Source organism: Promicromonospora sp. NPDC110617 (assembly GCF_055598465.1).
The window spans coordinates 50,374-76,574 of the sequence record NZ_JBVKBM010000009.1 but is presented as its reverse complement, the minus strand read 5'-3'; the positions used below and the strand labels follow the sequence as shown (position 1 = coordinate 76,574).

Here is a 26,201-nt window from a genome sequence, read left to right as displayed (position 1 = left end):
TTCACCTGCGGACGCGAGCGCCCGCAGATGCGGAGACGCCCGGCCCGTTCCGGGGACCTTTCCATCCTGGCACGGGTCCAGCCGGAAATTTGGCCGATCCGCAACCTACGCTCTCGTAGCCTACGCAAGCGTAGGCTACGGCTCCGTAGGTAGGTCTGCCGCGATCTCCCCCAATCTCTCCCGGGACCGTTTGTCGGAACCCACCAAGGGTGCGACCGGGTCTCGGCGACCAGGACCGCTGCACGCTCCGCGCGGCGTCCGCGTCTCGGCGGGCCGCGCGCCGATACTGGTCCGATGCCGCTGCCCGAGCCGTACGACGCCTGGTTTCCCGACGCGCCGATCGACGGTACCTACGGCTACGACCTGGACGCGCTGCTCGCCGTCGAGCCGGTTCCCGCACCCGCCGGCTTCGCCGAGCTGTGGCACGGCTGGTTCACGGCCTCGCGCGCGGTACGCCCCGAGCCGCGGCTGACGTCGCTCGGCCGGCAGGGCGCGCACGACCTCTACGAACTGGAGCACGCGGGCGCGGGCGGGCTGCGGCTGCGGGGGTGGCTCGCCCTCCCGTCCGGCGGCGCAGCCCGGGTCGGCGTGGTGCACGGCCACGGGTACGGCGGCCGGGACGCGCCGGACTTCGCCCGCGTGCCCGACGACGCCGCCGTCGTCTTCCCCGTGGCACGCGGTCTCGGGGCGCTCAACGTCGGGGTGGGCGCTCCGGACGTCGCGGCCGAGCACGTGGTGCACGGCATCGGCTCGGTCGAGACCTACTCGCTGGGCCGCTGCGCCGTCGACCTGTGGCACGCGGCCGACGCCCTCGTCGAGATCGCCGGGGACCTGCCGCTCTACTACGTGGGCGCGAGCTTCGGCGGGATCGGGGCGCTGGCCGTGCCCTGGGACCGCCGGTTCGTGGGCGCGACCTTCGTGGTGCCGAGCTTCGGGCAGTACGACGTGCGGCTCGGCCTGGAGTGCACCGGCAGCGGCGAGGCCGTGCGCCGCTACGTCGCGGAGCACCCCGAGGCGCGGGACGTGCTGCGCTACTTCGACACGTCGACGGCGGCCGGGTACCTGCGCGTCCCCGTGCGCTGCGAGTGCGCCCTGTGGGACGCCGCGGTGCCGCCGCCCGGACAGTTCGCGGTGGCGAACGCGGTGGCGGCGGTGGCCGCGTCCCGGGCCGGCGGCTCGGCCTGCCCCGCGCTGGAGCTGGAGACCCTGCCGGCGGGGCACGCCGACTACCCCGGCGACCAGGAGGTCGACGCCCGGGCGGCCGCGGCGACCCGCGCCCACATCGCCCGCTGCCTGGCGAGCTGAACCGGGCGGCGCGGGGGGCTGTGGTCGGTAGAACGTCAGGCGGTCGGTAGAACGTCAGACAGTCGGCAGCTCGGAATACCGATCATCTGACGTTCTACCGATCATTCTGCGTCCGACCTGCGCGCGACGCGGTGCGCCAGGAGCGCGAACACCACGGCGCACCCGGCCTGGACGGCCAGGGCGGCGACCAGGCCGACGGTCAGGCCCGACCCTGTCCCGGTGACGTCCGCCGCGGCCGTCCCGCCGGCGACCCCGCCCGCCAGGCCCGCCACGGCGTGGAAGAGCCCGCCCAGCAGCGCCACGCCCAGCCCGATCCCGAGCTGTTGCAGCGTGGTCAGCAGCCCGCCCGCGACGCCGGCCGCCCAGACCGGGGTCCGCGAGAGCACCGTCTGCAGCGCGGGCCCGTACATGAACGCCTGCGCGGCGCCGAGACCGACGAGCAGCGGCTGCAGCGTCAAAGGGGCGCTCCGGCCGTCGTCGAGCCCGATCACCAGCGCGATGGCGAGCAGCGCCACCGCCTGACCGGAGGCGGCGTAGACCATGACCCGAGGCCCCACCCGGCGCAGGATGCCCGGCAGCAGCAGCGCGGCGACGAGGAATCCGCCGCCGAAGCCGAGCGTCAGCATCGCGACGTCCCAGCCGTCGGCGCCCCAGGCGGTCTGCGAGTACTCCGAGACCTCGTAGAGGAACGCACCGTAGGAGACGAAGAACAGCAGTGTCATGGTCAGGCCGATCCGCACCACCGGGACCCGCAGCACGCTCGGCGGCGCCACGGGCAGCCCGCCCCGTCGTTCCGTGGCGCGCTGCGCGAGGCCGAAGGCCGTGAGGGTGACCGCGGCGACGGCCAGGAGGCCGAGCGACCAGGCCGGCCACCCCGCCGTCGGGCCGAGGGTCAGCGGCACGACCAGCGCCACGAGCCCGCCCCCGAGCAGCGCCGCGCCCCGCAGGTCAAGGCCGAGCGGCGCCGGCGAGCGGGACTCCGGGACGGCGCGCAGGCCGGGCAGCGCCAGCAGGGCGATGAGACCGGTGATCACCTGGACCGCTCGCCAGGCCAGGTGCTCCGGCAGCGCGACGGTGGTCGCGCCCGCCACGACCTGGCCGGCGATCGAGGCGACCGCGCCGGCGGCCGTGAACAGGATGATCCCGCGGGTGCGGAGCCGGTCGGGTGCCGTGGCCTGGATGCTCGTCAGCACCTGAGGTGTGAACAGCCCGGCGGCGAGGCCCAGGACCGCGCGCAGGGCCACGAGGGAGACCACGTCCTGGGCGAACCCGGTCAGGACGGCCAGCGCCCCGAAGGCGATCAGCCCGATCCGGAGCAGCCGCCGCCGGCCGTAGCGGTCACCCAGCCGTCCGGAGACCACCAGCCCGGCGGCGAAGGTGGTGGTGTAGGCGGACAGCACGAGCGCCCCGCCGGACGGGCCGGCGCCCAGGTCCGCCGCGATCGCGGGGACCAGCAGGTTCACCGCGCCGAACGTGAAGTTCACGGGCAGGAAGGCGAGCAGCAGCACGGCGAGGCCGCCCGCGGTCAGGGCCGGTGCCGCGGCCGGGAGCGGCCGTGCCGAAGGTTCCGGCCGTGCCGGGGGTTCCGGGTGGGCCGGGCGTTCCGGGTGGGCCGGCAGCGCGCCGGGGTCGACCGCGGTGGGGAGGGATGTCGTCATGTCCCCGACCCTGCGCCGCGCAACATCCTGGTACCAGGAGCCTGTTCATACGGGTACTGACACCACCTGGATGCCCGCGCCCTGCGGGGTGACACTGGTCCGGTGACGAGTACCGCACCGGACCACAAGGCGCTCGGGGCCTTCCTGCGGGAGCGCCGCGGCCGCGTGACCCCGGCCGACGTCGGGCTGCCGCAGGCCGGGCGGCGTCGTACGCCTGGGCTGCGCCGCGAGGAGGTGGCGCAGCTCGCCGGGGTGGGCGTCACCTGGTACACGTGGCTCGAGCAGGGACGGGCGCCCAACCCGTCGGACCAGGTGCTCGACGCCGTCGCGCGGACGCTGCGCCTGCGTCCCGAGGAGCGGCGGCACCTCATGATCCTGGCCGGCCGGGCCGCCGACACCGGGGCGGACGCGCCGAACCCGCTCATGGAGGTACGACCCGAGCACATCGCGCTGCTGGAGCGGCTGCTGCCGTTTCCCGCCGCGATCCAGACCGCGACGTACGACCTGGTCGCGGCCAACCGCACCTACCGGTTCCTGTTCGGTGACCTCGACTCGGTCGATCCCGCCGACCGAAACTGCGCCTGGCTGCTGTTCATGAACGAGGAGTGGCGCGACAGCCTCGTGGAGCCCGAGGTGGTGCTCCGCGACCTCGCCGGCCGACTGCGCGCGCGGGAGGCCGAGTTCCGGCAGCACCCGAGGTGGAGCGGGCTGCTGGGCGGCCTGCGCGAACACTCGCCCGAGTTCGTGCGGTACTGGGACGAGCACGACGTGCGGGGCGACCGACCCGGACAGCTGCGCCGCTACCTGTCCTCCCGGGTGGGCAGGCTCGACACGGTCTTCCAGAGCCTCTGGCTGGACCGCGACCGGGGCGAGCGCATCGTCGTGCTCACCCCCGCCGACGCCGACTCGGCCCGCCGGCTGGAGCGGCTCGACTCCCTGGTGGGCGCCGCGCCCGCCTGGACCGCCCGGGACGGCGTGCTGACGGACGCGTTGACCGGCTGAGCTGGCTCAGCCGGTCAACGGCATCGGTCAGCGCCGTCCGTCAGCGCCCGTCCGTCAGCGTCAGGTCGTCCTCAGCGCCAGGTCGTCCTCAGCGCCAGGTCGCCGCGATCCGCAGGAACGCGTCGTTCGCCTCGACCTCGCCGATGCTCACGCGCAGCCCGTCGCCCGCGAACGGGCGCACCAGGACGCCCGCTTCCTTCGCCTCCGCGGCACGCTGCAGCGTCGCCTCGCCGAGCCCGAACCAGACGAAGTTCGCCTGCGTGTCGGGCAGCCGCCAGCCCTGCTCACGCAGCGCGTCCGTGACGCGCGTGCGCTCGGTGACCAGCGCGTCCACGCGCTCCAGCAGCTCGCCCTGCGCGGCGGGGGCCAGCGACGCCAGCGCGGCGACCTGCGCGATGTGCGAGACGCCGAACGGCGTGGACACCGCGCGGATGCCCGCGGCGAGCCGGGGCTCGGCGACGGCGTAGCCGACGCGGAGACCCGCCAGCCCGTAGGCCTTGGACAGGGTGCGCAGCAGCACCACGTTGGGGTGCCGGCGCAGCAGGTCGACGCCGTCGGCCACCTGGGGGTCGCGGACGAACTCCAGGTAGGCCTCGTCCACGACGACGAGCACGTCCCGGGGCACAGCGGCGAGGAAGGTCTCGAGCTCGTCGGCGTGCACCGCGGGGCCGGTCGGGTTGTTCGGCGTGCAGACCAGGACCACGCGGGTGGCGGGCGTGACGGCGGCCGCCATCGCGGGCAGGTCGAGCCGGCCGGTGTCCTCCTGGACGGGGACCGTGACCGCCGTGCCGCCCGCCACAGCCACCGCGATCGGGTACGCCTCGAAGGACCGCCACGGGAACACGACCTCGTCCCCGTGCTCGACGACCGCCTGCAGCACGTGCGCGAGCACGGCGACCGAGCCGTTGCCGACCACGACGTTCTCCGGCGCCACACCCGTGTGGGCCGCGAGCGCCTCGACGAGCTCGCCGGCATACATGTCGGGGTACCGGTTCACCTCGGCCGCGCCCCGCGCGATGGCGTCCAGCACGGACGGCAGCGGCGGATACGGGTTCTCGTTGGACGACAGCTTCCATGCCTGGGCGCCGGCGGCGCCGCGCGCGCCGGGAACGTAGGCGGGGAGGGCCGACACGGCGGCGCGGAGCGGTACGAATGCTTCTTCCACGGGGGTCAGCATGCCACGATGACCGGATGAAGCTCGTGGCCAGCATCCTCATCACCGCACTCGCGATCGGCCTGTCGGCCCTGATCCTCGGTTCCCACATGGACGTCGTGAGCGACGGCACCACTCTCGGCACGACTCTCGCCGTGATCGTGGTGGCCATCGTGTACGGCCTGGTCCACATGGTCGTGAAGCCGATCGTCCAGCTCATCTCGCTCCCCCTCTACATCCTGACGCTCGGCCTGGTGTCGGTGCTGGTCAACGCGCTGATGCTGTGGATCACCACGCTCATCACGAACCAGTCCTGGTTCTCGGACACCCCCAACTGGGGTCTCGAGGTGAACGGCGGCTTCTGGTGGTACGTGCTGGCGGGCATCGTGATCTCGGTGGTGCAGACCGTGCTGCTGGCCGTGCTGCCCAAGCGGATCTCGGACTGATCCGCGTCTCGGACTGACCTGATCGCGGACACAGGTCACGATCCGGCTCGTTCTGCCCGGTAGAACACCGTGCTCACCCTCGGGCCGGCGAGCCGCGCGCCGATCCGGTCCACCGTCCCGGTCACCCGGGGGTCGCCCGACGCGACGGCGAGGTCCAGCGTGCGCACGTGCGCGGCGACCGCGTGCGCCTGCGGCAGGCTGCCCGACGCCACCCGGTCGGCCTGGGCGGCCGAGTCCCCCAGGGTCCGGACCACGGTGAGCCGGTCGTGCGTGCGCGGGTTCTGTGCGGCGGACCGGCCGTCGGTGTGCGAGACCAGCTCCTCCGGGGTCTCCAGGTGCAGCACGGGGACGCCGGGCGGTGTGGTCAGCAGGCCGGTCGGCGCACCGGCGGTGACCAGTCCGCCCACCCGGTAGCGCTCGGCGAACCCCGCCCGCGACACGAGTGCGGTGGCCGCGATCCCGCCGAGGCTGTGCCCCACGAGGGTGACGGGTTCGTCGGGTCCGACGCCGGAGTCCGCCAGCGCCTTCTCGATCGCTGCGGTGGCGCCGTCGAGCTCGCCCGCGACCAGCTCCAGGTCGGTCCGGCCGTCCCAGGGGTGATCCGCGGGCAGCGCGGACTGGGTACCGGGTACCAGCACCGTCCAGGACACCGCGCCGTCCGCCGCCGTCACGCGCTGGACCGCGATCGTGGCCGTGGGCGCGCCGCTCGGGCCCGGGTAGAGGTCGTCGATCCTGGCCAGGGCCTCCTGCACCGACCACGCCCCGCTCGTGGACCACGCCGGGACAGTGCCGTGCGCGAAGTCCTCGGGTCCGAGCCGGGTGAGCCGCAGCCCGGCGTCGTCGTTGCCGAGCACCGGCACCTCGCGCGCCACGTGCGCGAGCACGCCGGCCCCGCCCGCGACGCCGGGGCGGTCCCCGGCGAGCCCCGGTCGGGTGAGCGCGACACCGCCACCCAGGCCCGCGAACGCCTCGTCCGACCAGGACGCCAGACCACGGGTCAGGCCCGCCGCGGCCCATCCCGTGACGGCGGTGGAGAGGCCCCGCGTGGCCGCCCCGCCGACCAGGCGCGCTGCGACCTCCGCCCCGCCCGCGACGCCGACCCCCACGAGGGCTGCCCAGCCCAGGCTGCCGAAGGCCACCCCGGTGCCGAACGCGCCCGCCGTGACGAGCGCACCGACCAGGCGGTGCGCGGTCGACTCCGCCTCCTCGTACAGGCCCGCCGCGCGCAGCAGCCGCCAGCCCAGCAGGTCGCACCGGTCGGCCCGCTCCGCCAGGCGGCGGGCGGCGTCCCGCGCCGCCTCGTCCAGCGCCAGCGCTGCGGGCGCGAGGGTGCCGGGCACCCCACCGGCCGCGGCCGGCCACGCCCCGGCGGCACCGGCCCACGCCGCGGACGTCCGCCCGGCCTCACCCGGGATTGCACCCGGCACGAGGTCGTGGCTCACCCCCAGGCAGTAACGGGCGGCCGCGCGCAGGTCGTCCGCGGCGCGACCCAGCAGTGCTGCGGCCCGCCGCACGGACGCCGTCCCGACGGCCGACGTGCCCCCGCCGCCGTACACCGTGACCGTGTCCGCCGGCAGGAGCCGCTCCCCGCCCCGGGGCGGCGCCGGGTCGCCGCTCACCGGCCCCACCCGCCGTACGCCAGCCGCGCTACCCCGTCCAGCAGCACGCGGTCCCGGGCTAATGCGCGCGCCGTGTCGGCGGCCGCTGCGCGGTACAGCTCGGCCGCACGCGCCCCCCACTCGACCTCACCGGCCGCCCGGATCGCCGCGGCCGCCCCGTCCACGAGGTCCACGGCCCGCGCGAGTGCCAGCAGCACGTCCTCGCTCGCCGGCGCGACGCACGACGGGTCCTTGCCGTTCATGGACGGGCTCTGTTCATCGGCGCTCGCACTCCCCCTGGGTCGGCCGGTCACGTCTCCGGCCGACGTTATGCCGGGCCCGTGGGACGGCGTCGGGCGGAGAGGCGCGCCTGTGCACGGACGGCTCGAACGGCCCCCTGTGGTCGGGCTCGCACCCGCCGGACGCCGTCGGGAAGGTCTCCCGGACGGGCGCACCGCTCGCTACAGGCGCACCGCGTGACCGGCGTGGACGAGCCCGTCCACGGGCCGCTCGACCGCGTCGAACCACCCCCGGTGAGAGGTGTGTGTCGTCCATCGTTCTGGCCCTGTGGACAACCCCTCCGTATCGGGACGCGCCCGTGGGAGAATGGAGCACGTGCCAGAGACCACCACGCCCAGCCCCGTCACCCGCGTCGCGCTCGCGGAGGTGAGCCCGGCCATCGCGCTCGGCCCGCTGGACGGCCGGTACCGCAAGGCGGTGGCCCCGCTCGTGGACCACCTGAGCGAGGCCGCGCTGAACCGCGAGCGCATCCACGTCGAGGTGGAGTGGCTCATCACGCTGTGCAACGGCGCCCCGGGCGTCGACGCGCCGGTCGTGCCGGGTGCGCCCACGCTGACGCAGCAGGAGATCGACTACCTGCGCGCGATCCCCGCGACGTTCGGCGCGGACGAGATCGCCGAGCTGGCCGAGATCGAGCGCGAGACGGTGCACGACGTCAAGGCCGTCGAGTACTTCATCAAGCGGCGGATCGCCGTGGCACCCGAGGCGCTGGGCGAGACGAGCCTGCCCGCCGCCAGCGAGCTGGTGCACTTCGCCTGCACCAGCGAGGACATCAACAACCTGTCGTACGCCCTGATGGTGCGCGGCGCGGTGCGCGAGGTGTGGCTGCCGGCCGCGACCGCCGTCGTCGACCAGCTCGCGGGCATGGCGCGCGAGCACGCCGCCGCCCCCCTGCTCAGCCGCACGCACGGCCAGCCCGCCACGCCGTCGACCCTGGGCAAGGAGCTCGCCGTGCTGGCGCACCGGCTGCGGCGTCAGCTCCGGCGCGTCGAGGGCGCCGAGTTCCTGGGCAAGCTGAACGGCGCCACGGGCACCTACGGCGCGCACACGGTCGCCGTCCCGTCCGCCGACTGGCCGGCGGTGTCGAAGGCGTTCGTCGAGGGTCTGGGACTGGACTGGAACCCGCTGACCACGCAGATCGAGTCGCACGACTGGCAGGCCGAGGTCTATGCCGACGTCGCCCGCTTCAACCGGATCCTGCACAACCTCGCGACCGACGTGTGGACCTACATCTCGCTCGGGTTCTTCACGCAGATCCCGGTTGCCGGCGCCACGGGCTCGTCCACGATGCCGCACAAGGTGAACCCCATCCGGTTCGAGAACGCCGAGGCCAACCTCGAGATCTCGTGTGCGCTCCTGGACACCCTGTCGGCGACGCTCGTGACCAGCCGCCTGCAGCGCGACCTCACCGACTCCACGACGCAGCGGAACATCGGCCCGGCCTTCGGGCACGGCCTGCTCGCGATCGACAACGTGTCGCGCGGGCTGGACCGGCTCGCCGTGAACGAGACCCTGCTGCGCGAGGACCTCGACGCCAACTGGGAGGTGCTGGGCGAGCCCGTCCAGTCCGCGATGCGCGCGGCGTCCGTCGCGGGTGTGCCCGGCATGGAGAACCCGTACGAGCGCCTGAAGGACCTCACGCGGGGCCAGCGCGTGGACGGCGCGCGCATGCGTGAGTTCGTCGCGGGCCTCGGCCTGCCCGACGACGTCGCGGCTCGCCTCACCGAGCTGACGCCCGCCACGTACACGGGCCTGGCGGAGCAGCTCGTCAAGGACTACCTGGACTGAGCCGTACCGGCGCCGAAACGGAACGCCCGATCCAGTGGTGTGCGAGGCCATGCGCCGCGCGCCACTGGACCGGGCGTTCCGTTTCGGCGAGGTGGACGGGGTGGATCAGTCCAGGAAGATCCCGTTGCCCGGCCCGATCGGCAGGTCGAGGAAGAAGAACACCGACAGGATCGCCGCCCACACGAGCCAGAAGGCCACGGTAAAGGGCAGCAGCCGTGCGATCACGGTGCCGAGGCCGGCCTTCGGCTCCCAGCGCCGCAGGAACGTGAGCAGCACGATCATGTACGGGTTCAGCGGCGTGATGATCTGCGTCGCGGAGTCGCCCACGCGGAACGCTGCCTGCACGAACCCGGGCTCGTAGCCGATGAGCGCGAACATCGGCACGAACACGGCCGCCATGATGGTCCACAGCGACGAGCCCGAGATGATGAACAGGTTCAGCAGGGACGCGAGCAGCAGGAAGCCGACGATCGCGCCGTAACCGGTCAACCCGCTCGACTCCAGCCCTTCGGCCCCCGCGACGGCGATCCACTCGCCCACGCCGGACCAGTTGAACAGCGCGATGAACTGGCCCAGCACGAAGGCCAGCACGAGGAACCCGGCCATGTCCTTGATCGACTGTTCGAGCAGGCGCGGGACGTCCTTCATCGAGGTGACGGTCCTGGTCACCACCCCGTAGACGATGCCGGGCACCATGAACAGCACGAAGATCACGAAGGTGATCGAGCCGAGCAGCGGGGACTCGGGCAGGAACCCGCCGTCCTCGTTGCGCCACGGCGAGCCGGGCAGCACGAACGCGACCGTGAGCACCGCGGCCACCAGCAGCAGCGAGCCGATCGCGAATGCCAGACCGCGACGCTCCGCCGCCGTGAGGTCGGCAGTGATGACCGGCTCGTCGTGCGCAACCGAGCCGGGCACGCCGCCGTGCCGGCTGCCGCCGTCGGGCACCACAGAGCCGGCGAACCGGGCCTCGTCGACCGGGACCCGCTGCCGCACCAGGCGCGGCTCCAGCACCTTGTCGATGAGCAGGCCGGCGAGCACGGACAGCAGCACCGCCGAGACCGCGTTGAAGTACCAGTTCGACAGCGGGTTCACGGGATCGCCAGGGTTCGGCAGGATCTCGGTCACCGCCGTCGTGATGCCGGAGAACAGCGCGTCCAGGCTGGTGACGGCGATGTTCGTGGAGTATCCGGCGCCCGCGGCCGCGAACCCGCCGAGCAGGCCCGCCACGGGATGGCGTCCGGCCGCCTGGAAGACCATCGCGGCGAGCGGCGGGATGACGATGAAGGCGCTGTCGGACATGACACTGCCCATGACGCCCACGAAACCCACGGCGTACGGGAGTGCCCAGCGGGGCGCCGAGCCGAAGACGGCGCGCACGCCGGCGGCGAGCAGGCCCGTCTTCTCGGCCACGCCGACCGCGAGCCAGATGGTCAGCACCGTGACCAGCGGCGGGAAGCCGATGTAGTTGGTGCCGATGTTCGTCGTGAACCAGGTCAGCCCCTCGGGTGTGAACAGCCCCTGGATTTCCGTGACCTCGTCGGCACCCGGCACCTGCACGGTCACGTCGGCGAGCGCCATGAACGTGGAGACGAGCGCGATCACCAGGAACAGGACGAGGAAGAGCGTGAACGGTTCGGGCAGCCGGTTGCCGAGCCGTTCGACGGCACCCAGGAACCTGTCCGTACGGGACGGGCGGACGGGCGATGCTGCGGTGCTCAATGCGGTCTCCCTTGATCTCCGGTGGTCAGGCAGCCTAGGCCCGTAATGTAAAGGGTGATTTTTCGGTCGTGTAACGCTTTCCATACGATGGACCGCATGAACCGCCCCACCCCGCCCAGCACCGCGTACCTCGACCACCTGGTCGCCGAGACCGCGGGGCGGCGGGCCGCGCTGGCCGGCACGGCCTCGGCGGGAGCCGGTTCGGGCGGGTCGGCCTCCGGAGGGGCAGCTGGTGAGGGCGCGGCCCGGGCCGACGTCGGCGCGCCCGCCGACCTGGTCGCCGCCGTCGAGCGGGCGGCGGACCGGCTCGAACCCGAGCTCGCGGAGATCGTCCGGCGACTGCACGAGCACCCCGAGCCCGCCTTCGAGGAGGTGCGCAGCTCGGCGACGCTGGTGGAGGTGCTCGCCCGGCACGGCGTCGAGGCGGAGCTCGGTGCCCACGGGGTGCCGACGGCGTTCCGCGCCGAGGTCGGCGACCCGACCGGGCCGACCATCGCCATCTGCGCCGAGTACGACGCCCTGCCCGGCATCGGGCACGCCTGCGGGCACAACGTCATCGCTGCGTCCGGGGTCGGGGCGTTCCTCGCGCTGCACGAGGTGCTGACGGCGGGCGGCCCGGGCGGCTCGGGCCGCGACGCGGTCGGCTCCGCGGCCGGGCCGGTCCCGGCGGGCCGCGTCGTCCTGCTCGGGACGCCCGCGGAGGAGGGGCACTCCGGCAAGGAGGTCCTGGCCCGCAACGGGGCGCTGGAGGGCATCGACGCCGCGATCATGGTGCACCCGTACGGGCTCGACGTCGCCGACCAGGTCTGGCTCGGCCGCCGCCTGCTGACCTGGACCTTCACCGGGCGCCCCGCGCACGCCTCGGCCCAGCCGTACATGGGCCGCAACGCGCTGGACGCCGCGACCCTCGCCTACCAGGGCATCGGCCTGCTGCGGCAGCAGATGCCGCCCGTGGACCGCGTGCACGCGACGATCGCCGAGGGCGGCACGCGGCCCAGCATCATCACGGAGCGCGCGGTGGTGCACCTGTACGCGCGGTCCAAGTACCCCGACACCCTGCGCGACCTCTCGCGCCGTCTCGACGACATCGCCCGTGGCGCGGCCCTGATGACCGGCACCGAGGTGGAGATCACCTGGGACGACGGCGCGCACCCAAGCCTGCCCGTGCGGACCAACGACGCGCTGACCGAGCGCTGGGTCTCGGCGCAGCGCCGCCGCGGGCGCGACCCGCTGCCCGCAGGCGTGCTCTCGGAAACGCTCGCGGCGTCGACCGACTTCGGCAACGTCTCGTTCCGGATCCCCGGCATCCACCCGCTGGTGCAGGTCTCCGCGCCGGACGTCGCGCTGCACACGGCGGAGTTCGCGGCCGCGGCGGCGACCCCGGCGGCGGTCTCGGCCGCCGTCGACAGCGCCGCCGGGCTGGCGGCGACGGCCCTGGACTACCTGTCCGACGCAGGCCTGCGGGCCGCCGTCCACGAGGAGTTCGCCGCGCAGGGCGGCCCGGTCGACGTGGTGCGCTACTTCGACTGACGGTGCGGCCGGGGTCGTCACGGCGGGACCATGCACCTGCTGCCAGGTCCCGTCGCCGCCTGGCAGCAGGTGCATGGTCCCGTCGTAACGGCCCGCACATCCGGGCGAAATCTCCGCTTCCTAGCGTCAGGGGCGCGCGGTGCCCGACCGCGCGCCCGACCGAAGGAGCGTGGACCCGTGACACCTCGCGGACAGCAAGAAGGACGAACGGCAGCACAGACCCTGGTCGCGGCCCTGGGCAGGCGTCGGTTCCTGCAGGCCGCGCTCGGCGTGGGGGCGGGATCGGCGCTGGCCGCCGGATCAGCAGTGCCGGCGTCGGCCGCGACCGCGTCGGCTGCGGCGGGCGCGTCCGCCGCGCTGAGCGCATCCGCTGCGCGGGGCGCGGGCGGGCGAGGCTCCGGGAAGTTCTCCGGGATCTTGCAGCCCGGCCGGGGCCGCATCCGCGGCGACGTCTACCTGAGCTCAGACACCGACGACGTCCTGTGGGGCTACGTCCCGTCGGTGCACGCGGATGCCGTGGCGCGCGTGCGCTCGGGACGGACCATCACCATCGACTCCGTGTCCCACGAGGGCATCCTCGAGGACCAGGGCCGGGACCCGGTCGCCTACTTCGCCGAGCACGGTGTGCGACGCCGTGAGGTGCTCGACGACGCCGCCGCGATCGCCGCCGGGTACTCCCGGACGGCGCGGAACTTCGACGTCGACGGACCACACGTCGTGACCGGACCCGTGTTCGTCGAGGGCGCCGAACCTGGCGACGTGCTGAAGATCGAGACGCTGGAGGCCACGCCCCGCGTGCCGTACGGCGTGGTCTCGTCGCGCCACGGCAAGGGCGCGCTGGCCGCGACGGCCGCGGGCGCCCCCGCCGGGATCACGCTCGACGAGGTGATGCCGCCCGTCGCGACCGACGGCCGCGGCTCCGGCGTCCCGACCGAGTACGGCAACGTGTCCGTGTTCGCCGAGGTGCACGGTGACCACGCGACCATGGGCTCCGGCCGGGGACGGGTGCGGTTCCCGCTGCGAACCTTCTTCGGGATGATGGGCGTCGCCTACGCCGAGACGACCAACCTCACTGCGCCCGAGGCCAACTCGATCCCGCCGACGCTGGGCGGCGGGAACATCGACATCAGCCACCTCGGCGCCGGTTCCACCTTCTACCTGCCGGTCAGCGCAGAGGGCGCGCTCTTCTACGTCGGCGACCCGCACATGGCGATGGGCGACGGCGAGGTGGCGCTCACCGCCATGGAGGGCTCGCTGCGCGGGACGTTCCGGCTCACGGTCTGCAAGCCCGGCTCCGGGGACGCGCCGTCGGTCGCCTACTCGTACCCCTTCGCCGAGACCGCGGACGCGTGGATCCCGATCGGCCTGTCCGACCCGGACGGCGCGGTGGGCGGCCAGCTCAGCGACCTCGACGTCGCGATGCGGCGGGCCGTCGTCAACGCGCTGGACTTCCTGGAGCACGACCACGGTCTGGACCGGGCGGTCGCCTACGCCTACCTCTCTGCGGCGGCCGACTTCGCCGTCTCGCAGGTCGTCGACCGGACGGTGGGCGTGCACGGGCTGATCCGGAAGTCCGACCTGGGCTGAGCATGCCGCGCGCCGGCGCCGCTGCCCGTGTTGTTCCCCGCGCCGCGCCCGTGCCCGAAAACAGCGGGCGCGGGCGCGGCGGGCGACCCTAGGGTCGAGCCATGACGATGCCGGAGACAGCCCCCGTCGACACCTGGCTCGCGGTCACGCGGGAGGACGGCGAGACCGTCGGTTACCTCGAACCGGTGACCGAGGACTATGCCGACGTGATCCCGCGCAACCGCCTCGGCCACGCAGTGGGCGACGTCTGCGACTACCACGCGGCCGAGGAGCTGGTGCTCGATCGCGGCCTCCGCGAGCTCGCGGAGCACTGGCTGCTCGACGGCGAGGGCAGGGAGCTCGCGATCAGCGAGCTCTCCCCCGCCGGCATCGTGCTGCGCGACGCCTTCCTGGCGAAGGCTCTGGTCCCACTGGAGGCGGTGCACGTGCCCTGGCCGGACACGGCGGGCCGGCTGCGCCGCGTCGAGCCAGAACGCAGCTGAGTGCGGGATATTTGCGCTTTCCAGGCGTCTGGAACCGCAAATATCCCGCACTCAGCGGAGGTGGGTCAGGCCGTGCGGAGCAGGTCCGCCACCCGGACGGTGCGCTCGCGCGCCACCATCAGTGTCGTCACGACCAGACCCGCGGCGGCCCAGAGGACCATCGCGGCGATCGCCATGCCGATGCCGCCTGTGCCGGGCTCGATGAGCCGCACGAGGCCCACCTGGGCAGGGCCCACCGGGAGGAACCCGGCCAGGCCCTCGAGCAGGCCCGGCACCGTCGACACCACACCCGTCGCGATGACGAGCACCGCGATCACGAGACTCACGCCCCGCCCGATGTGGCCGAGCGCCGCGGCGAGCGCCTGGTTGACCGCGACGAACGCGACCGACACCAGCGCACCGAAGCCCATGGCCGAGAGCCAGCCGCCGACGTCGAGACCCTCGATGCCGGCCAGGATCGCACCCGTCGCGAGGCCGGTGAACAGGCTGATCGCGGCCGGGACGACGAACGTCCCGAGCGTGAGCCGGAACGCACCGCGCGTGGAGCCGCGGGCACCCAGCGGCACCGGCGGGAACACGATCATCAGCGCGAGCGCGCCGAGCCAGAGCGCCAGCACTGCGAACATCGGGCCGGTCGCTCCGGTGTTGAGGTCGGTGACCTCACCGTCGGTCGCGACCGGGTCGGCCACGACGGAGGCCAGGGACTTGCGCTCCTGCTCCGTGTACGACGGGATCTCCTCGGTCGCCTGACCCAGGCCGTCCGAGAGGTCCGACGCGCCGCCGGCCAGCTCGCCGACGCCGTCGGCCAGGCCGTCCACGCCGGTGGCGAGCTGGTCGGTGCCCGTCTCCAGCTGACCGACACCGTCGGCGAGCTGCGTGGCCCCCGACGCGATGCCACCTGCACCTCCGGAGAGCTCACGGGCGCCTGCGGACAGTCCGCTGACGCCGCCCGCCGCCTGGTCGGCGCCAGTTGCCAGCTCGCTCAGCCCGCCTGCAAGCTGGGTCGCGCCGTCCTCGAGCCCGCCGAGTCCACCGGCCAGCTGCCTGTTTCCGGCCGAAAGCCGGCCCGTGCCGTCAGCGATCCCGCTGACGCCGCCGGCGAGCTCCTTCGCACCGTCCGATGTCGCGGCGGCTCCGGCAGCAAGTGCGTACAGGCTCTCGTCGCTGTCCTTGTCGGACAGAGCACCAAGGCCCTGCTCTACTGCCTCGGCACCGCCGGCGATCTGTCGGTACTGGTCAAGCGGAAGGCACAGTTCCGGGACGACAGCCGCGCGAGGCGACGCACAGACCGACTCCACCTGCTCCATCAGTCCGTCGACACCCGTGGAAACGCCTTCTGCACCGGTGGCCAGCTGGCTGACGCCGTCAGCGGCGCCCTGTGCGCCGGCGGCGATGCCGTCGACAGCCTGCGCAAGTTCGTCTGCGCCACCGGCGAGTGCGTCCGCGCCGGTGCTGAGCTGCGCAGCACCGTCGGCCAGACCAGCAGCCCCGGCAGAGCTCTGACCCACGCCGGCAGCGATCTGGTCCGCTCCGTCCGCCAGACCGGATGCGCCCGAGGCCAAGCCGGCCACGCCCGCTGCCGCCTGGTCCGCGCCCGCAGCCCACTGTCCGGCGCCCGAGGCCCAGGTGCCGGCACCGCCGGCCAGGCCGGACACGCCGTCGCCGAGCCCGGACATCCCGTCGGAGGTCTGTCGCGCGCCGTCCGCGAGCTGCTGTGCGCCCTTGCCCGCCTCGGTGGCACCGTCGGCCAGCTGGCCGGCGCCGTCGGCTGCCTTGCCCAGCTCCTCCGAGAGCGTGGAGAAGCCGACGAGCACGTTGTCCACGTACGTCTCGGTGAGGGTGCTGCCGAGCACGCTGGTGGCGGTCTGCGCCACCACCTGCGCGAGGGCGTCGTCGAGCACCCGGCCGTCCGGGGCGGTTGCGACGTCGATGGTCGCCTGCTCCGCCTCCTCCGGGTCGTCACCGCTGAACGACGTCGCCGCCGCCGAGAAGCCCTCGGGAATGGTGATGACCGCCGCGTAGGTGCCGTCGGCCAGGCCGTCGGCCGCCGTCGCCTCGTCGGAGATCTCCCAGTCGTAGCTTGCGTCCGACGCCGGGATCGCCGCGGCCTCGCCGGCCTCGGCATCGGCGGTCTCGCCGCCGCTCACCAAACCGGCGGCGAGCTGACGGCCAAGCGGCACGGTCTGGCCGTCGATCTCCACCGGCTCGTCGAGGTTCACGATCGCGGCCTTGACGGTGTCGAGCCGGTCCTGCGGGTTCCACAGGGCCGAGATGAGCAGGCCCAGGATCATCAGGGGAAGGAGCGCCACGGCCACGGCGCGCCACGGGTTGCGGATGGGCTCAGGCCGGAGCCACCTCGTTGCGGCGCTCATGCCCGCACCTCCTGCTCGGTCACGTCGGTGTTCTGGTCAAGGTGGGTGCCCGCCGTCGCCCTGTCGCCCGGGGTCACGTCGAGCACCTGAGCGCCGGTCGGTGCCAGGTCGGTCGCGGCGAACCCGGTCGAGCCGAGCAGCACCGCGACGCCCGCCCGCTGGGCGGCAGCGACGGCCTGGGCCAGCTCGGCACGCGCCGCCAGGTCGCCCACCGTCTCGGTGGCGTCCACGACGAGCACCTTCGGCCTGTCGCCCAGGGCTCGCCGGACCGCCACGGCGGGAGACCCGCCCTCGGCGGCCGCGTCGACGACCGCGACGCGGTGCCGCACGGACGAGGCCCGCTCGGGCAGCACCAGACCCACGGTCTTCCCCACGCCGCCCGAGACCTTGACCCGGCCGGCCACGGCCAGCAGGAAGGCGCTGACCGGGGCCGTCGCGTCACCGTGGACGAGCAGCGTGCCGCCGTCGGGCACCCGCACGCTCACCGGGCCGACGATCGTGCCGGACGGGCCGTGCACCTCCAGGTCCCCGGCGGCGACCGCGTCGGTCGCGCCCGGCTCGGGCCAGTCCGCCAGCGACAGCTCGCGGGTCAGCCCCTCGCCCTCGACGTCGAACGAGGGCAGCACCCTGTCGAGCCACTTCGGCATGTACCAGGCCTTCTCGCCCAGCAGCGCGAGCACCGCGGGGACGAAGACCATGCGCACCACGAACGCGTCCACGGCCACGCCCACGGCAAGGCCCAGCGCGATCGGCTTGAGGTTCATGTCGCCGTGCGGCACGAAGGCCACGAAGACCGCGATCATGATGATCGCCGCGGCGGTGACCACCTTGGCGGAGCCCTGGAACCCGGTGGTGATCGCGTGCTTGGCGCTGCCGCCGTGCACGTAGTCCTCGCGCATGCGGGACACGAGGAACACCTCGTAGTCCATGGCGAGACCGAACAGGATGCCCATGAGCACGATCGGCATGAAGCTGATCACCGGCCCCGTGCGCGTCACGTTGAGTGCCTCGGCGAGTACGCCGTGCTCGAAGACGAGCGAGACCACGCCGAACGCGGCGCCTACGGAGAACAGGTAGCCGATCGTCGCCTTGATCGGCACGGCGATCGACCGGAAGACCATCGTGAGCAGGATCAGCGACAGCCCCACGACGACGAGGGCGAAGGGGAGCAGCGCGTCGCCGAGCTTGTCCGACACGTCGATGCCGACCGCGGTGAATCCGGTGACCGACAGGTCCACGCCGTACTCGTCGAGGAAGTGGTCGTGCAGCGAGCGGATCTCGCGCACCAGGTCCTCGGTCTGGGCGGACGTCGGCCCGCCCTCGGGGACCACCTGGATGATGCCGGTGTCCGCCGTCTCGTTGGGCGTCGACAGCGGCACGTCGGCCACGCCCGGCAGGTCCGCGATCTCGTCGCCGATCTGGTCCATGAGCGCCACCGGGTCGGTGCTGGTCACGATGGACCCGGTCACGATCAGCGGGCCGTTGAACCCGTCGCCGAAGTGCTCGGAGACCAGGTCGTACGTGACGCGCGCCGGGTCCTCCTTGGCCATCACGCCCGCGTCCGGGAGCGCGAGCCGCAGGTCCAGCGCGGGGTAGCTCAGCGCGCCCATCGCGGCGATCACCAGCACCACGGTGAGCGCCGGGATCTTGGTCACCGCGCGCACCCAGCCGGTGAAGAACCGGTTCGGCTTCTGCTCGGGCAACGTCACGACGGCGACGCGCGAGCGGGTCGCCTCGGGGTCGTCGTTCGCCGCAGCGGCCGCGGCCGCACGGGCCGCCGCACGCCGCTCCTTGCGCGACGGCCTGGGCCGCAGCCGCTCCCCGGCGAAGCCGAGCAGCGCGGGCAGCAGGGTGAGCGACACCAGCACGGTGACACCCACGGTGACCGCCGCGGCGATACCCATGATGGTGAGGAACGGGATGCCCGCGACGCCCAGGCCGACCAGCGCGATCATCACGGTGAGGCCCGCGAACACGACGGCGGAGCCGGCCGTGGCGGTCGCCCGCGCGATCGACTCGTGCACGTCGAGGCCCTTGCCGAGCTGCTCCCGGTGCCGCGAGACGATGAACAGGGCGTAGTCGATCCCGACCGCCAGGCCCAGCATCACCGCCAGCATCGGGGTGGTCGAGTTGATCGGGCCGAGCACCGTCGCGGCGAACAGCAGGCCCATCGAGGCGCCGACGCCGAGCAGCGCGTTGAGCAGCGGGAGCCCCGCCGCCACGAGCGAACCGAGGGTCAGCACCAGCACGACGAGCGCGACCAGCAGACCGATGCCCTCGGTGAGCGTCATCTCGGGGAACTTGGAGGAGAAGAGCTGGCCGCCGAGGTGCGCCTCGGCGCCGGCCGGCAGGGCCTCCGCCAGCGCGTCGGCCTCGACGCCCAGCGCCTCCTTGGTCTCGTCGGTGATCGAGCCCTGGTCGCCGTCGAGCTGGATCGTCAGGAGGGTGGCGCGCTCGTCGTCGGACACGGAGGCGGGCATCAGGTCGTCGTACGGCGAGGTGACCACCTCGACCTGCGAGACGTCCTCGAGGTCCGCGACGCCGTCCTCGATGGCCGTGCGCATCGCGTCGTCGTTGATGGTCCCGCCCTCGGGCGCGACCACGATCACCTGCGCGGAAGCGCCGCTGACCTGCGGAAAGGTTGCAGCGAGGCGATCGAGCGCCTCCTGCGACTCGGTGCCGGGGATGGACACCTGGTTGTCGAGGCCCTGTTGCAGCAGGCCGGCCGCACCGCCCACGAGGACGAGTGCCACGACCCAGGCGGCCACGACCAGCCGACGGGCGCGGACGGCCCAGCGGCCGAGCGAGTAGAGAACGGAGGACACGCACACTCCTGGACGAGGCGGGGACCGATGTGGGGACGTTCGATGCACCACTGTATCCGATACACGAGTGCATCGGATACACGGATGTATTGATAGACTGGCCGCTCGATACCCCGAGGAGCTGCTGTGACCACCGAGCCCGCCAGCGACGTCGGCTCAGGGTCGTCCGTCGAGCGTGCGTTCGCCACGGCCCTGACCCCGCGACGTGAACGAACCCGAGAACGCCTGCTCGACGCCGCCTTCGCGGTCTTCGCCCAGCACGGCATCCGTGGCGCGTCGATCGAGGCCGTCTGCGAGGCCGCGGGATTCAGCCGTGGCGCCTTCTACTCGAACTTCAGCAGCAAGGAGGAGCTGTTCCTCGCGCTCTCCGAGCGGGCGATGCGCCGAGAGCTCGTCGCGCTGGAGTCCGTCACCAGGAACATGGAGCCGGACGTCGTCCACTGCGGCGCGGTGAACCCCGACGCGATCGGCAGGATCCTCTCGGTGCTCGTCCCGGACGCCGGGGACGCCCGCCAGGGGGCGCTGATGCGCGCCGAGCTGGAGCTCCTCGCCATGCGGGACCCCGCCGTCGGGCGGCCGTTCCTCGCACAGGAGCAGACCCTCCGCACCGAGCTGGGCGCCGCGATCGAGCGGATCCTCCAGGAATTCGGCCTGCGGTTCACGGTGGACCGGCGCACGGCGGTGGACCTGCTGCTGAGCGTGTACGAGTCGTCCGCGCGGACCGCCGCCGTCGCGAACCCCACGCAGGAGGGCGGCGACGCCGCACCCGGCGCCGCCGCCCTGAGCCAGCTCGTCAACCTCCTGGTCACGGCCGCGGACTGAGACGCGGCCGGCGAGCCGGCCGCGCGGCCGTCACCAGCTGGCGTTGCGGGCCAGCTCCAGCGCGATCTCCTGCCACCAGGCGCCGGCCGTCGGGCCGCCGTTGCACGCGCCGTCCGACTCGCCGGGGAGCTTGACCCACAGCAGCGCGTCGAGCGACGTCGCGTCGTCGACGAACCGGGGCTGCTCGCCCAGCGCGCGACCGCGCGGGTTGCACCACTCGCCGTTGGAACCGTTGCCGTTGCGCGACGTGTCGATCACGTAGGGTGCGCCGCCCACCTGGGACGACACCTGCTCCGCGTAGGCCTGTGTGGCCGCCGTGGTCTGGTAGTTCGACGTGTTGAGCGCGAACCCGACGGCGTCCGAGAAGCCGATCAGCTGCAGCCGGCGCGCGGCCTCCGCCGGGCTCAGCCAGCCCGAATGCCCGGCGTCGACGTAGACCCGCGCGCCAGCGTCGGTCAGCGACGCCGCCGCGTACCGCAGGTACCCGACGCGGTCGCCCTGGCCGTCGCAGTCGCCGAGCTGGGCCAGGGCGTCCGGTTCGAGGATCACCACGGGGTTGCCCTCGATACCGCTCGCCACCGTGTCGACCCACCGCGCGTACTCGCTCTCGGGCACCCCGCCGCCGGAGTGGTTGCCGCAGTCGCGGCCGGGGATCGCGTACACGGTCAGCACGCCGGTCGCGCCGGCGTCCGCGGCACGGCCCGTGTAGTCCACGACCTCGTCGCGGGAGTGGTCGGCGTCCGCCCAGTTGCCCACCCAGTACGACTGCGGGGTCAGTGCGATCTTCGCCAGCAGGTCCTTGTCGGTCCCGCTCGCCGCCTCCCAGGCCGCGTACGCCTGGGTGTTCGTGTCCACGTAGAGGTCGGACGCCGCGGGCGCCGCCGCGAGTCTGGTGACGCCGAGGCTGGTGACGCCGAGGCTCGTCACCCCGAGGCTGGTCACGCCCGCGGTGGCGCTCTGCGACGTCACGGTCGCGGTGGTCACGAGGGCGAGTGCTGCGGCCAGGGCCGCCGTTCGGGTACGACGTCGTGCACGGGACATGGCGCTCTCCGTTCGTCCGGGTCCACGCCCGGCCGAACGGCCGAGGCGTGCCCGCGTGACGCTAGGAACACGCCACCGGCCGGGGAACCACACGAATCGTTTAAGCCGCCGAGCCAGGCACGATCGACGACCTGTCAGACGTACAGGTCACTCGGGTGACCTGTACGTCTGACACGTCGGAGGGGTCAGGCCAGCGCCTCGTCGACCAGCTTCCGGGCGGCGTCCTGCACCTGGGTGAGGTGCTCCTCGGACACGAACGACTCCGCGTAGATCTTGTACACGTCCTCGGTGCCGCTGGGCCGCGCGGCGAACCACGCGTCCCGCGTCGTGACCTTGAGCCCGCCGACCTTCGCACCATTGCCGGGCGCCTCGGTGAGCTTGGCCGTGATGGCCTGCCCCGCGAGCGTGGTGGACGAGACGTCGGACGGCGACAGCGCGCCGAGCCGGGCCTTCTGCTCCCGCGTGGCGGCGGCGTCGACGCGGGCGTACCAGCTCTCGCCGTACCGCCCGACGAGGTCGGCGTGGTGCTCCGAGGGTGACCGGCCGGTGGTCGCCAGGATCTCCGAGGCGAGCAGCGCGAGCAGCAGGCCGTCCTTGTCCGTGGACCAGACACGGCCGTCCTTGCGCAGGAACGACGCACCCGCCGACTCCTCCCCGCCGAAGCCGACCTCGCCCGACAGCAGACCCGGGACGAACCACTTGAAGCCGACCGGCACCTCCACGAGGCGGCGGTCCAGCCCGCGCGCCACCTTGTCGATGAGCGCCGACGACACGAGCGTCTTGCCGATCGCCGCGCCGGCGGGCCAGCCCGGGCGCGCGCCGCCGTACAGGTACTCGATCGCCACGGCGAGGAAGTGGTTGGGGTTCATGAGGCCGTCAGCCGTGACGATGCCGTGCCGGTCGGAGTCCGCGTCGTTGCCGGTGGCGACGTCGAAGGGCGCCGGGCCGTCGCCGACAGTCATCCGCTGCACGAGCGACGCCATGGCGTACGGGGAGCTGCAGTCCATGCGGATCTTGCCGTCCCAGTCCAGCGTCATGAACGACCAGCGCGGGTCGACCTGCGGGTTGACGACGGTGAGATCGAGGTCGTACCGCTCGGCGATCGCGCCCCAGTACTCGACCGACGCCCCGCCCAGCGGGTCGGCCCCGATCCGGACCCCGGAGGTGCGAATGGCCTCCAGGTCGAGCACGTTGGCGAGGTCGTCCACGTACGTCGACAGGAAGTCGTGCCGGTGCGTGGTCTCGGCGGCGAGCGCCTGGTCGAGCTGCACCCGCTTCACCTGCCCGACACCGGTGCGCAGGAGCTCGTTGGCCCGGTCGGCGATCCATCCGGTCGCGTCGGAGTCGGCAGGCCCGCCGTGCGGCGGGTTGTACTTGAAGCCGCCGTCACGCGGCGGGTTGTGCGACGGCGTCACCACGATGCCGTCCGCGAGGCCCAGGCCCGGTGCGGCCTGACCCGGCGTCCCCTCGGCGAACCGCGTCTGGTTGTGCAGCAGGATCGACTGGCTGACGGCGGGCGTCGGGGTCCACGAGTCGCGCGCGTCGACCATGACGTCGACGTCGGCGGCGGCGAGCACCTCCAGTGCCGTCCGCCACGCCGGGTAGGACAGCGCGTGCGTGTCCCGCCCGATGAACAGGGGCCCGTCCGTGCCCTGACCACGCCGGTACTCCACGATCGCAGCGGTGATCGCCACGATGTGGTCCTCGTTGAAGGCATGGTCGAGGCTCGACCCGCGGTGCCCGGACGTACCGAAGGCGACCTGCTGGCCAGGGTCGCCCGGGTCCGGGGAGAGGTCGTAGTAGGCCCCGACCACCCGGTCGACGTCGATCAGGTCGCTGGGCTGGGCGGGAGTTCCGGCACGCGCATCCATACGCCCGATACTGCCAGGTCCGGGCGGGTCCGTCGTCGCCCACGCCCCGCGTTCGCCCGCCGCTCACCCGTGGGGCGGCGGCGGTCCCGCACCGCCGCGCCGTCGTAGGCTGGCGACATGTTCCCGCCGATGCAGCCCGAGATCCCCTCGCTCCACCCCAGCGAGCTCGACCCGTCCGCCCCCGTCCCCGCCGGCACCGTCCTGCTGGACGTGCGCGAGCAGGACGAGTGGGACGCCGGGCACGCCCCGGGCGCGGTGCACATCCCGCTGGGCGACCTGCCCGTGCGGTACGGCGAGCTCGACGCCGACGCGTCGGTCCTGGTCATCTGCCACTCCGGCGGCCGCTCCGCGCGCGCCACCCAGTGGCTCAACGAGGCGGTCGGCCTCGAGGCGACCAACCTCGACGGCGGCATCGTCGCCTGGGCCGGCGCAGGCCTGCCGGTCGAGCGCTGACCCCCGGCCGGACCGAGGGCTACTCGCCGACCCGCGGCTGGCTCGGGTCGGTCTCGTTCCAGACCCGGTCCAGCGCGGTGACGACGTAGGTGTACGTCCTGCCCCGCTCCACCGAGGTGTCGAGCCACGACTGGACGCGCCCGCTGACCGCGCGGAACGTGCCCACGAGGTTCGCCGGATCGTTCGTGTCGACCGACTCGGCGGCGCCGTCCACCCGGTAGACGGCGAACGACGTCGCGCGCGCGTCCTTGTTGCCGATGTCGGCCAGGTGGATCCGGACTCCGTCGCGCACGCGGCGGGCCTTGGTGAGCACCGGGGTGACCACCGGGTCGGCGGGCAGGTGCGGCATCGGCGGCACGAGGGCCGGGTGCTGGTAGTGGTCGGCGACGACCTTGGTCATCGCGCCCTGCGGGTCCGCCGGCACGTGCACGGCCGAGTAGTAGACGTTGCCGTGGATCGGTCCGACGTCGCGGCTGACCTCCCGGCAGAGGTCGAGGTGGTTGGTGAGCTCGTCGGGGTCGGTGAAGACCCCGCTCGTCACCTTGTAGAGCGCCTCGCCCACGTAGAGCTGCGTGCCCGACTGCGCGGCGACCTCGGCCCACCACGGCACGAGCTTCGCGTAGTCGGCCACCGCGAGCCCGATCTGCCAGTAGATCTGCGGGTTGACGTAGTCGAGCCAGCCCTCGAGCACCCACTTGCGGGTGTCGGCGTAGAGGTCGTCGTACGACTCCTGCCCGCCGGTGTCCGAACCCAGCGGGTCGGTCGTGGCGTTGCGCCAGATCCCGAACGGGCTGATCCCGAACTTGACCCAGGGCTTGGTCTCCTTGATCCGGACGCTCATCGTCTCGACGAAGTGGTCGACGTTGTTCCGCCGCCAGTCCTCGATCGTGTCGAAGCCGGCGCCGTACTGCTCGTACGTGCCGATGTCGGGCAGCACGTGGCCGTCCAGCGGGTACGGGTAGAAGTAGTCGTCGAAGTGCACGCCGTCGACGTCGTAGTGCTCCACCGCGTGCAGGATCGACTGCTGAATGTGCTCCTGCGCCGCGGGGATGCCCGGATCGAAGTAGAGGCGGCCGTTGTACTCCCACACCCAGTCCGCGTGCTGCCGCGCCGGGTGCTCGGGGACGAGCTGCGACAGGTCGGCCTCGATCGAGACGCGGTAGGGGTTGAACCAGGCGTGCAGCTCGATGTTGCGCCGGTGCGCCTCCTCGACCATGAACGCGAGCGGGTCATAGCCCGGGTCCTGCCCCTGCGTGCCCGTCAGGTACTTGGACCAGGGCTCGTACGGGCTGTCGTAGAACGCGTCGGCCGTGGGCCGCACCTGCACGAACACGGTGTTCAGCCGGTGCTCCTCGGCCACGTCGAGCCAGTGCAGGAACTCCGCCTTCTGGGCGTCCGCGTCGAGACCGCTCGTCGACGGCCAGTCGATGTTGGCCACGGTGGCGATCCACATGGCGCGCAGTTCGCGCTTGAGGCCGAGGGCCGACGACGGCTCCGGCGTCGCGTTGCCCGTCAGGGCCGGGGCGCCGAGCGCCGTGGCCGGGTCGAGCGCCGCGATCGTGACGCCGATCGCGGCGGCGGCCGTGCCCGTCGCCGCCATGGTGAGGAACTCCCGGCGTCCGATCCCCGACATCACCCCCGCCTGCCGTTCCTTCAGGAGCGACGTGGTGCGCGCATAGGCTGGCAGATCGGTCGCCTCACGGCGGGCGGGGTGCCTCACGTGCTTGACCTCCGGTGCTGGCTGCTGGGGGTTGGTGCCGTGGTGCTCGGTGATGTGGTTTTGCTAGGTTGGCCGGCGTCGATCGGCCACACTGAGGTGACAAACAATGCCACCGGGCGACGCCGTGGGGAAACTCTCGCACATGTCGCGACAGATGTGAAGTTTGCACAGTGAACGAGATTGTGGAACTTACTTTCACACCTCCGGGACCGGCGCTCCCAGCAGGTCGTCGTACTCGGGCGCGTGCTTGCGCACGTAGGCCTTGATGTACGGGCACAGCGGCACGATCTTGTCGCCCGCCTCGCGCACCATGCCGAGCGCCGCCTGCGCGAGCCGGCCCGCCAGACCCTGGCCCGCGAACTCCTCGAAGACCTCGGTGTGCACGAAGTACACGACGCCTGGATCCGTCTCGTAGGCCGCGAAGCCGGCCAGGGTGCCGTCGACGCGCACCTCGAACCGGGACTCGTCGGGGTTGTCGACCACTGTCACCTGGGGTTCGTCCGTCATGGGGCCCATCGTGCGGCAC

Annotated in this window: 20 protein-coding genes; 9 read left to right on the top strand and 11 right to left on the bottom strand. The window is 73.1% G+C overall.

Translation table 11 applies throughout. The features are described from left to right. Positions 1 to 294 precede the first annotated feature (294 nt). Positions 295 to 1,305 (top strand): acetylxylan esterase, encoded by a 1,011-nt coding sequence (locus ACZ7LE_RS28240; protein WP_470406524.1) that lies wholly within the window; start codon positions 295 to 297, stop codon positions 1,303 to 1,305. 101 nt (positions 1,306 to 1,406) lie between these two features. Here the strand turns inward: ACZ7LE_RS28240 and ACZ7LE_RS28235 are convergent, their stop codons facing one another. Further along, complete coding sequence (locus ACZ7LE_RS28235) at positions 1,407 to 2,963, bottom strand: MFS transporter (RefSeq protein ID WP_470406523.1); 1,557 nt, start codon at positions 2,961 to 2,963, stop codon at positions 1,407 to 1,409. 102 nt (positions 2,964 to 3,065) lie between these two features. On the opposite strand from ACZ7LE_RS28235, the gene ACZ7LE_RS28230 reads away from it, so the two are divergent. Beyond that, entirely contained in the window at positions 3,066 to 3,965 is a 900-nt protein-coding gene (locus ACZ7LE_RS28230) for a helix-turn-helix transcriptional regulator (protein WP_470406522.1), read from the top strand. A gap of 88 nt (positions 3,966 to 4,053) precedes the next feature. Here ACZ7LE_RS28230 and hisC read toward each other — a convergent pair whose 3' ends face one another. Then, on the bottom strand, positions 4,054 to 5,142 hold the full coding sequence (hisC, locus tag ACZ7LE_RS28225) for a histidinol-phosphate transaminase (protein WP_470406521.1): 1,089 nt from the start codon (positions 5,140 to 5,142) through the stop codon (positions 4,054 to 4,056). A gap of 14 nt (positions 5,143 to 5,156) precedes the next feature. On the opposite strand from hisC, the gene ACZ7LE_RS28220 reads away from it, so the two are divergent. After that, complete coding sequence (locus ACZ7LE_RS28220; protein ID WP_470406520.1) at positions 5,157 to 5,564, top strand: phage holin family protein; 408 nt, start codon at positions 5,157 to 5,159, stop codon at positions 5,562 to 5,564. A 35-nt stretch (positions 5,565 to 5,599) separates the two neighbouring features. Here ACZ7LE_RS28220 and ACZ7LE_RS28215 read toward each other — a convergent pair whose 3' ends face one another. Together ACZ7LE_RS28215 and ACZ7LE_RS28210 are read right to left on the bottom strand one after the other, a co-directional pair. Beyond that, the gene (locus ACZ7LE_RS28215; RefSeq protein WP_470406519.1) at positions 5,600 to 7,183 is read right to left on the bottom strand and encodes a lipase family protein; all 1,584 of its coding nucleotides are present in this window, start codon (positions 7,181 to 7,183) and stop codon (positions 5,600 to 5,602) included. After that, positions 7,180 to 7,425 (bottom strand): hypothetical protein, encoded by a 246-nt coding sequence (locus ACZ7LE_RS28210; RefSeq protein ID WP_470406518.1) that lies wholly within the window; start codon positions 7,423 to 7,425, stop codon positions 7,180 to 7,182. Before ACZ7LE_RS28210 ends, ACZ7LE_RS28215 begins: the two co-directional genes overlap by 4 nt. 343 nt (positions 7,426 to 7,768) lie before the next feature. On the opposite strand from ACZ7LE_RS28210, the gene purB reads away from it, so the two are divergent. After that, complete coding sequence (gene purB / locus ACZ7LE_RS28205) at positions 7,769 to 9,250, top strand: adenylosuccinate lyase (protein ID WP_470406517.1); 1,482 nt, start codon at positions 7,769 to 7,771, stop codon at positions 9,248 to 9,250. 105 nt (positions 9,251 to 9,355) lie between these two features. Here the strand turns inward: purB and ACZ7LE_RS28200 are convergent, their stop codons facing one another. Continuing rightward, a complete protein-coding gene (locus ACZ7LE_RS28200) occupies positions 9,356 to 10,972 on the bottom strand; it encodes an AbgT family transporter (protein WP_470406516.1) in 1,617 nt (538 codons plus the stop codon). Positions 10,973 to 11,059: 87 nt separating this feature from the next. On the opposite strand from ACZ7LE_RS28200, the gene ACZ7LE_RS28195 reads away from it, so the two are divergent. The 3 genes from ACZ7LE_RS28195 (at position 11,060) to ACZ7LE_RS28185 (ending at position 14,571) form a co-directional block, all read left to right on the top strand. Then, complete coding sequence (locus ACZ7LE_RS28195; protein WP_470406515.1) at positions 11,060 to 12,502, top strand: M20 family metallopeptidase; 1,443 nt, start codon at positions 11,060 to 11,062, stop codon at positions 12,500 to 12,502. A 177-nt stretch (positions 12,503 to 12,679) separates the two neighbouring features. Further along, the gene (locus ACZ7LE_RS28190; protein ID WP_470406514.1) at positions 12,680 to 14,089 is read left to right on the top strand and encodes an acetamidase/formamidase family protein; all 1,410 of its coding nucleotides are present in this window, start codon (positions 12,680 to 12,682) and stop codon (positions 14,087 to 14,089) included. Positions 14,090 to 14,190: 101 nt separating this feature from the next. Further along, positions 14,191 to 14,571, top strand: a complete 381-nt coding sequence (locus tag ACZ7LE_RS28185; RefSeq protein WP_470406513.1) for a hypothetical protein — start codon at positions 14,191 to 14,193, stop codon at positions 14,569 to 14,571. A gap of 65 nt (positions 14,572 to 14,636) precedes the next feature. Here ACZ7LE_RS28185 and ACZ7LE_RS28180 read toward each other — a convergent pair whose 3' ends face one another. Next, entirely contained in the window at positions 14,637 to 16,943 is a 2,307-nt protein-coding gene (locus ACZ7LE_RS28180) for a YhgE/Pip domain-containing protein (protein WP_470406512.1), read from the bottom strand. After that, a complete protein-coding gene (locus tag ACZ7LE_RS28175; RefSeq protein WP_470406511.1) occupies positions 16,940 to 19,768 on the bottom strand; it encodes an MMPL family transporter in 2,829 nt (942 codons plus the stop codon). The genes ACZ7LE_RS28180 and ACZ7LE_RS28175 overlap by 4 nt, the downstream gene beginning before the upstream one ends. A gap of 126 nt (positions 19,769 to 19,894) precedes the next feature. Between ACZ7LE_RS28175 and ACZ7LE_RS28170 the strand changes: the two genes are divergently transcribed. Beyond that, positions 19,895 to 20,590 (top strand): TetR/AcrR family transcriptional regulator, encoded by a 696-nt coding sequence (locus ACZ7LE_RS28170; RefSeq protein ID WP_470406510.1) that lies wholly within the window; start codon positions 19,895 to 19,897, stop codon positions 20,588 to 20,590. Positions 20,591 to 20,620: 30 nt separating this feature from the next. Here ACZ7LE_RS28170 and ACZ7LE_RS28165 read toward each other — a convergent pair whose 3' ends face one another. Together ACZ7LE_RS28165 and pgm are read right to left on the bottom strand one after the other, a co-directional pair. Beyond that, on the bottom strand, positions 20,621 to 21,631 hold the full coding sequence (locus tag ACZ7LE_RS28165) for a glycoside hydrolase family 6 protein (RefSeq protein WP_470406509.1): 1,011 nt from the start codon (positions 21,629 to 21,631) through the stop codon (positions 20,621 to 20,623). Between the two features lie 185 nt (positions 21,632 to 21,816). Then, positions 21,817 to 23,502, bottom strand: coding sequence for a phosphoglucomutase (alpha-D-glucose-1,6-bisphosphate-dependent) (gene pgm, locus ACZ7LE_RS28160; RefSeq protein ID WP_470406508.1), 1,686 nt, complete (start codon positions 23,500 to 23,502; stop codon positions 21,817 to 21,819). A 117-nt stretch (positions 23,503 to 23,619) separates the two neighbouring features. Between pgm and ACZ7LE_RS28155 the strand changes: the two genes are divergently transcribed. Beyond that, complete coding sequence (locus tag ACZ7LE_RS28155; protein WP_470406507.1) at positions 23,620 to 23,955, top strand: rhodanese-like domain-containing protein; 336 nt, start codon at positions 23,620 to 23,622, stop codon at positions 23,953 to 23,955. A gap of 19 nt (positions 23,956 to 23,974) precedes the next feature. Here the strand turns inward: ACZ7LE_RS28155 and ACZ7LE_RS28150 are convergent, their stop codons facing one another. Both ACZ7LE_RS28150 and ACZ7LE_RS28145 read right to left on the bottom strand, forming a co-directional pair. Beyond that, positions 23,975 to 25,588, bottom strand: a complete 1,614-nt coding sequence (locus tag ACZ7LE_RS28150; protein ID WP_470406506.1) for a glycoside hydrolase family 10-like protein — start codon at positions 25,586 to 25,588, stop codon at positions 23,975 to 23,977. Positions 25,589 to 25,870: 282 nt separating this feature from the next. Then, positions 25,871 to 26,182, bottom strand: a complete 312-nt coding sequence (locus ACZ7LE_RS28145; protein WP_470406505.1) for a GNAT family N-acetyltransferase — start codon at positions 26,180 to 26,182, stop codon at positions 25,871 to 25,873. Between the last annotated feature and the right edge of the window lie 19 nt (positions 26,183 to 26,201).

Excerpts from the sequence above, each read along its gene's own strand:
- ACZ7LE_RS28240 (WP_470406524.1), top strand. The coding sequence starts at position 295 with ATGCCGCTGCCCGAGCCGTACGACGCCTGGTTTCCCGACGCGCCGATC.
- ACZ7LE_RS28235 (WP_470406523.1), bottom strand. The coding sequence starts at position 2,963 with ATGACGACATCCCTCCCCACCGCGGTCGACCCCGGCGCGCTGCCGGCC.
- hisC (WP_470406521.1), bottom strand. The coding sequence starts at position 5,142 with ATGCTGACCCCCGTGGAAGAAGCATTCGTACCGCTCCGCGCCGCCGTG.
- ACZ7LE_RS28220 (WP_470406520.1), top strand. The coding sequence starts at position 5,157 with ATGAAGCTCGTGGCCAGCATCCTCATCACCGCACTCGCGATCGGCCTG.
- ACZ7LE_RS28210 (WP_470406518.1), bottom strand. The coding sequence starts at position 7,425 with ATGAACGGCAAGGACCCGTCGTGCGTCGCGCCGGCGAGCGAGGACGTG.
- purB (WP_470406517.1), top strand. The coding sequence starts at position 7,769 with ATGGAGCACGTGCCAGAGACCACCACGCCCAGCCCCGTCACCCGCGTC.
- ACZ7LE_RS28195 (WP_470406515.1), top strand. The coding sequence starts at position 11,060 with ATGGACCGCATGAACCGCCCCACCCCGCCCAGCACCGCGTACCTCGAC.
- ACZ7LE_RS28185 (WP_470406513.1), top strand. The coding sequence starts at position 14,191 with ATGACGATGCCGGAGACAGCCCCCGTCGACACCTGGCTCGCGGTCACG.
- ACZ7LE_RS28180 (WP_470406512.1), bottom strand. The coding sequence starts at position 16,943 with ATGAGCGCCGCAACGAGGTGGCTCCGGCCTGAGCCCATCCGCAACCCG.
- ACZ7LE_RS28165 (WP_470406509.1), bottom strand. The coding sequence starts at position 21,631 with ATGTCCCGTGCACGACGTCGTACCCGAACGGCGGCCCTGGCCGCAGCA.
- pgm (WP_470406508.1), bottom strand. The coding sequence starts at position 23,502 with ATGGATGCGCGTGCCGGAACTCCCGCCCAGCCCAGCGACCTGATCGAC.
- ACZ7LE_RS28155 (WP_470406507.1), top strand. The coding sequence starts at position 23,620 with ATGTTCCCGCCGATGCAGCCCGAGATCCCCTCGCTCCACCCCAGCGAG.
- ACZ7LE_RS28150 (WP_470406506.1), bottom strand. The coding sequence starts at position 25,588 with ATGTCGGGGATCGGACGCCGGGAGTTCCTCACCATGGCGGCGACGGGC.
- ACZ7LE_RS28145 (WP_470406505.1), bottom strand. The coding sequence starts at position 26,182 with ATGACGGACGAACCCCAGGTGACAGTGGTCGACAACCCCGACGAGTCC.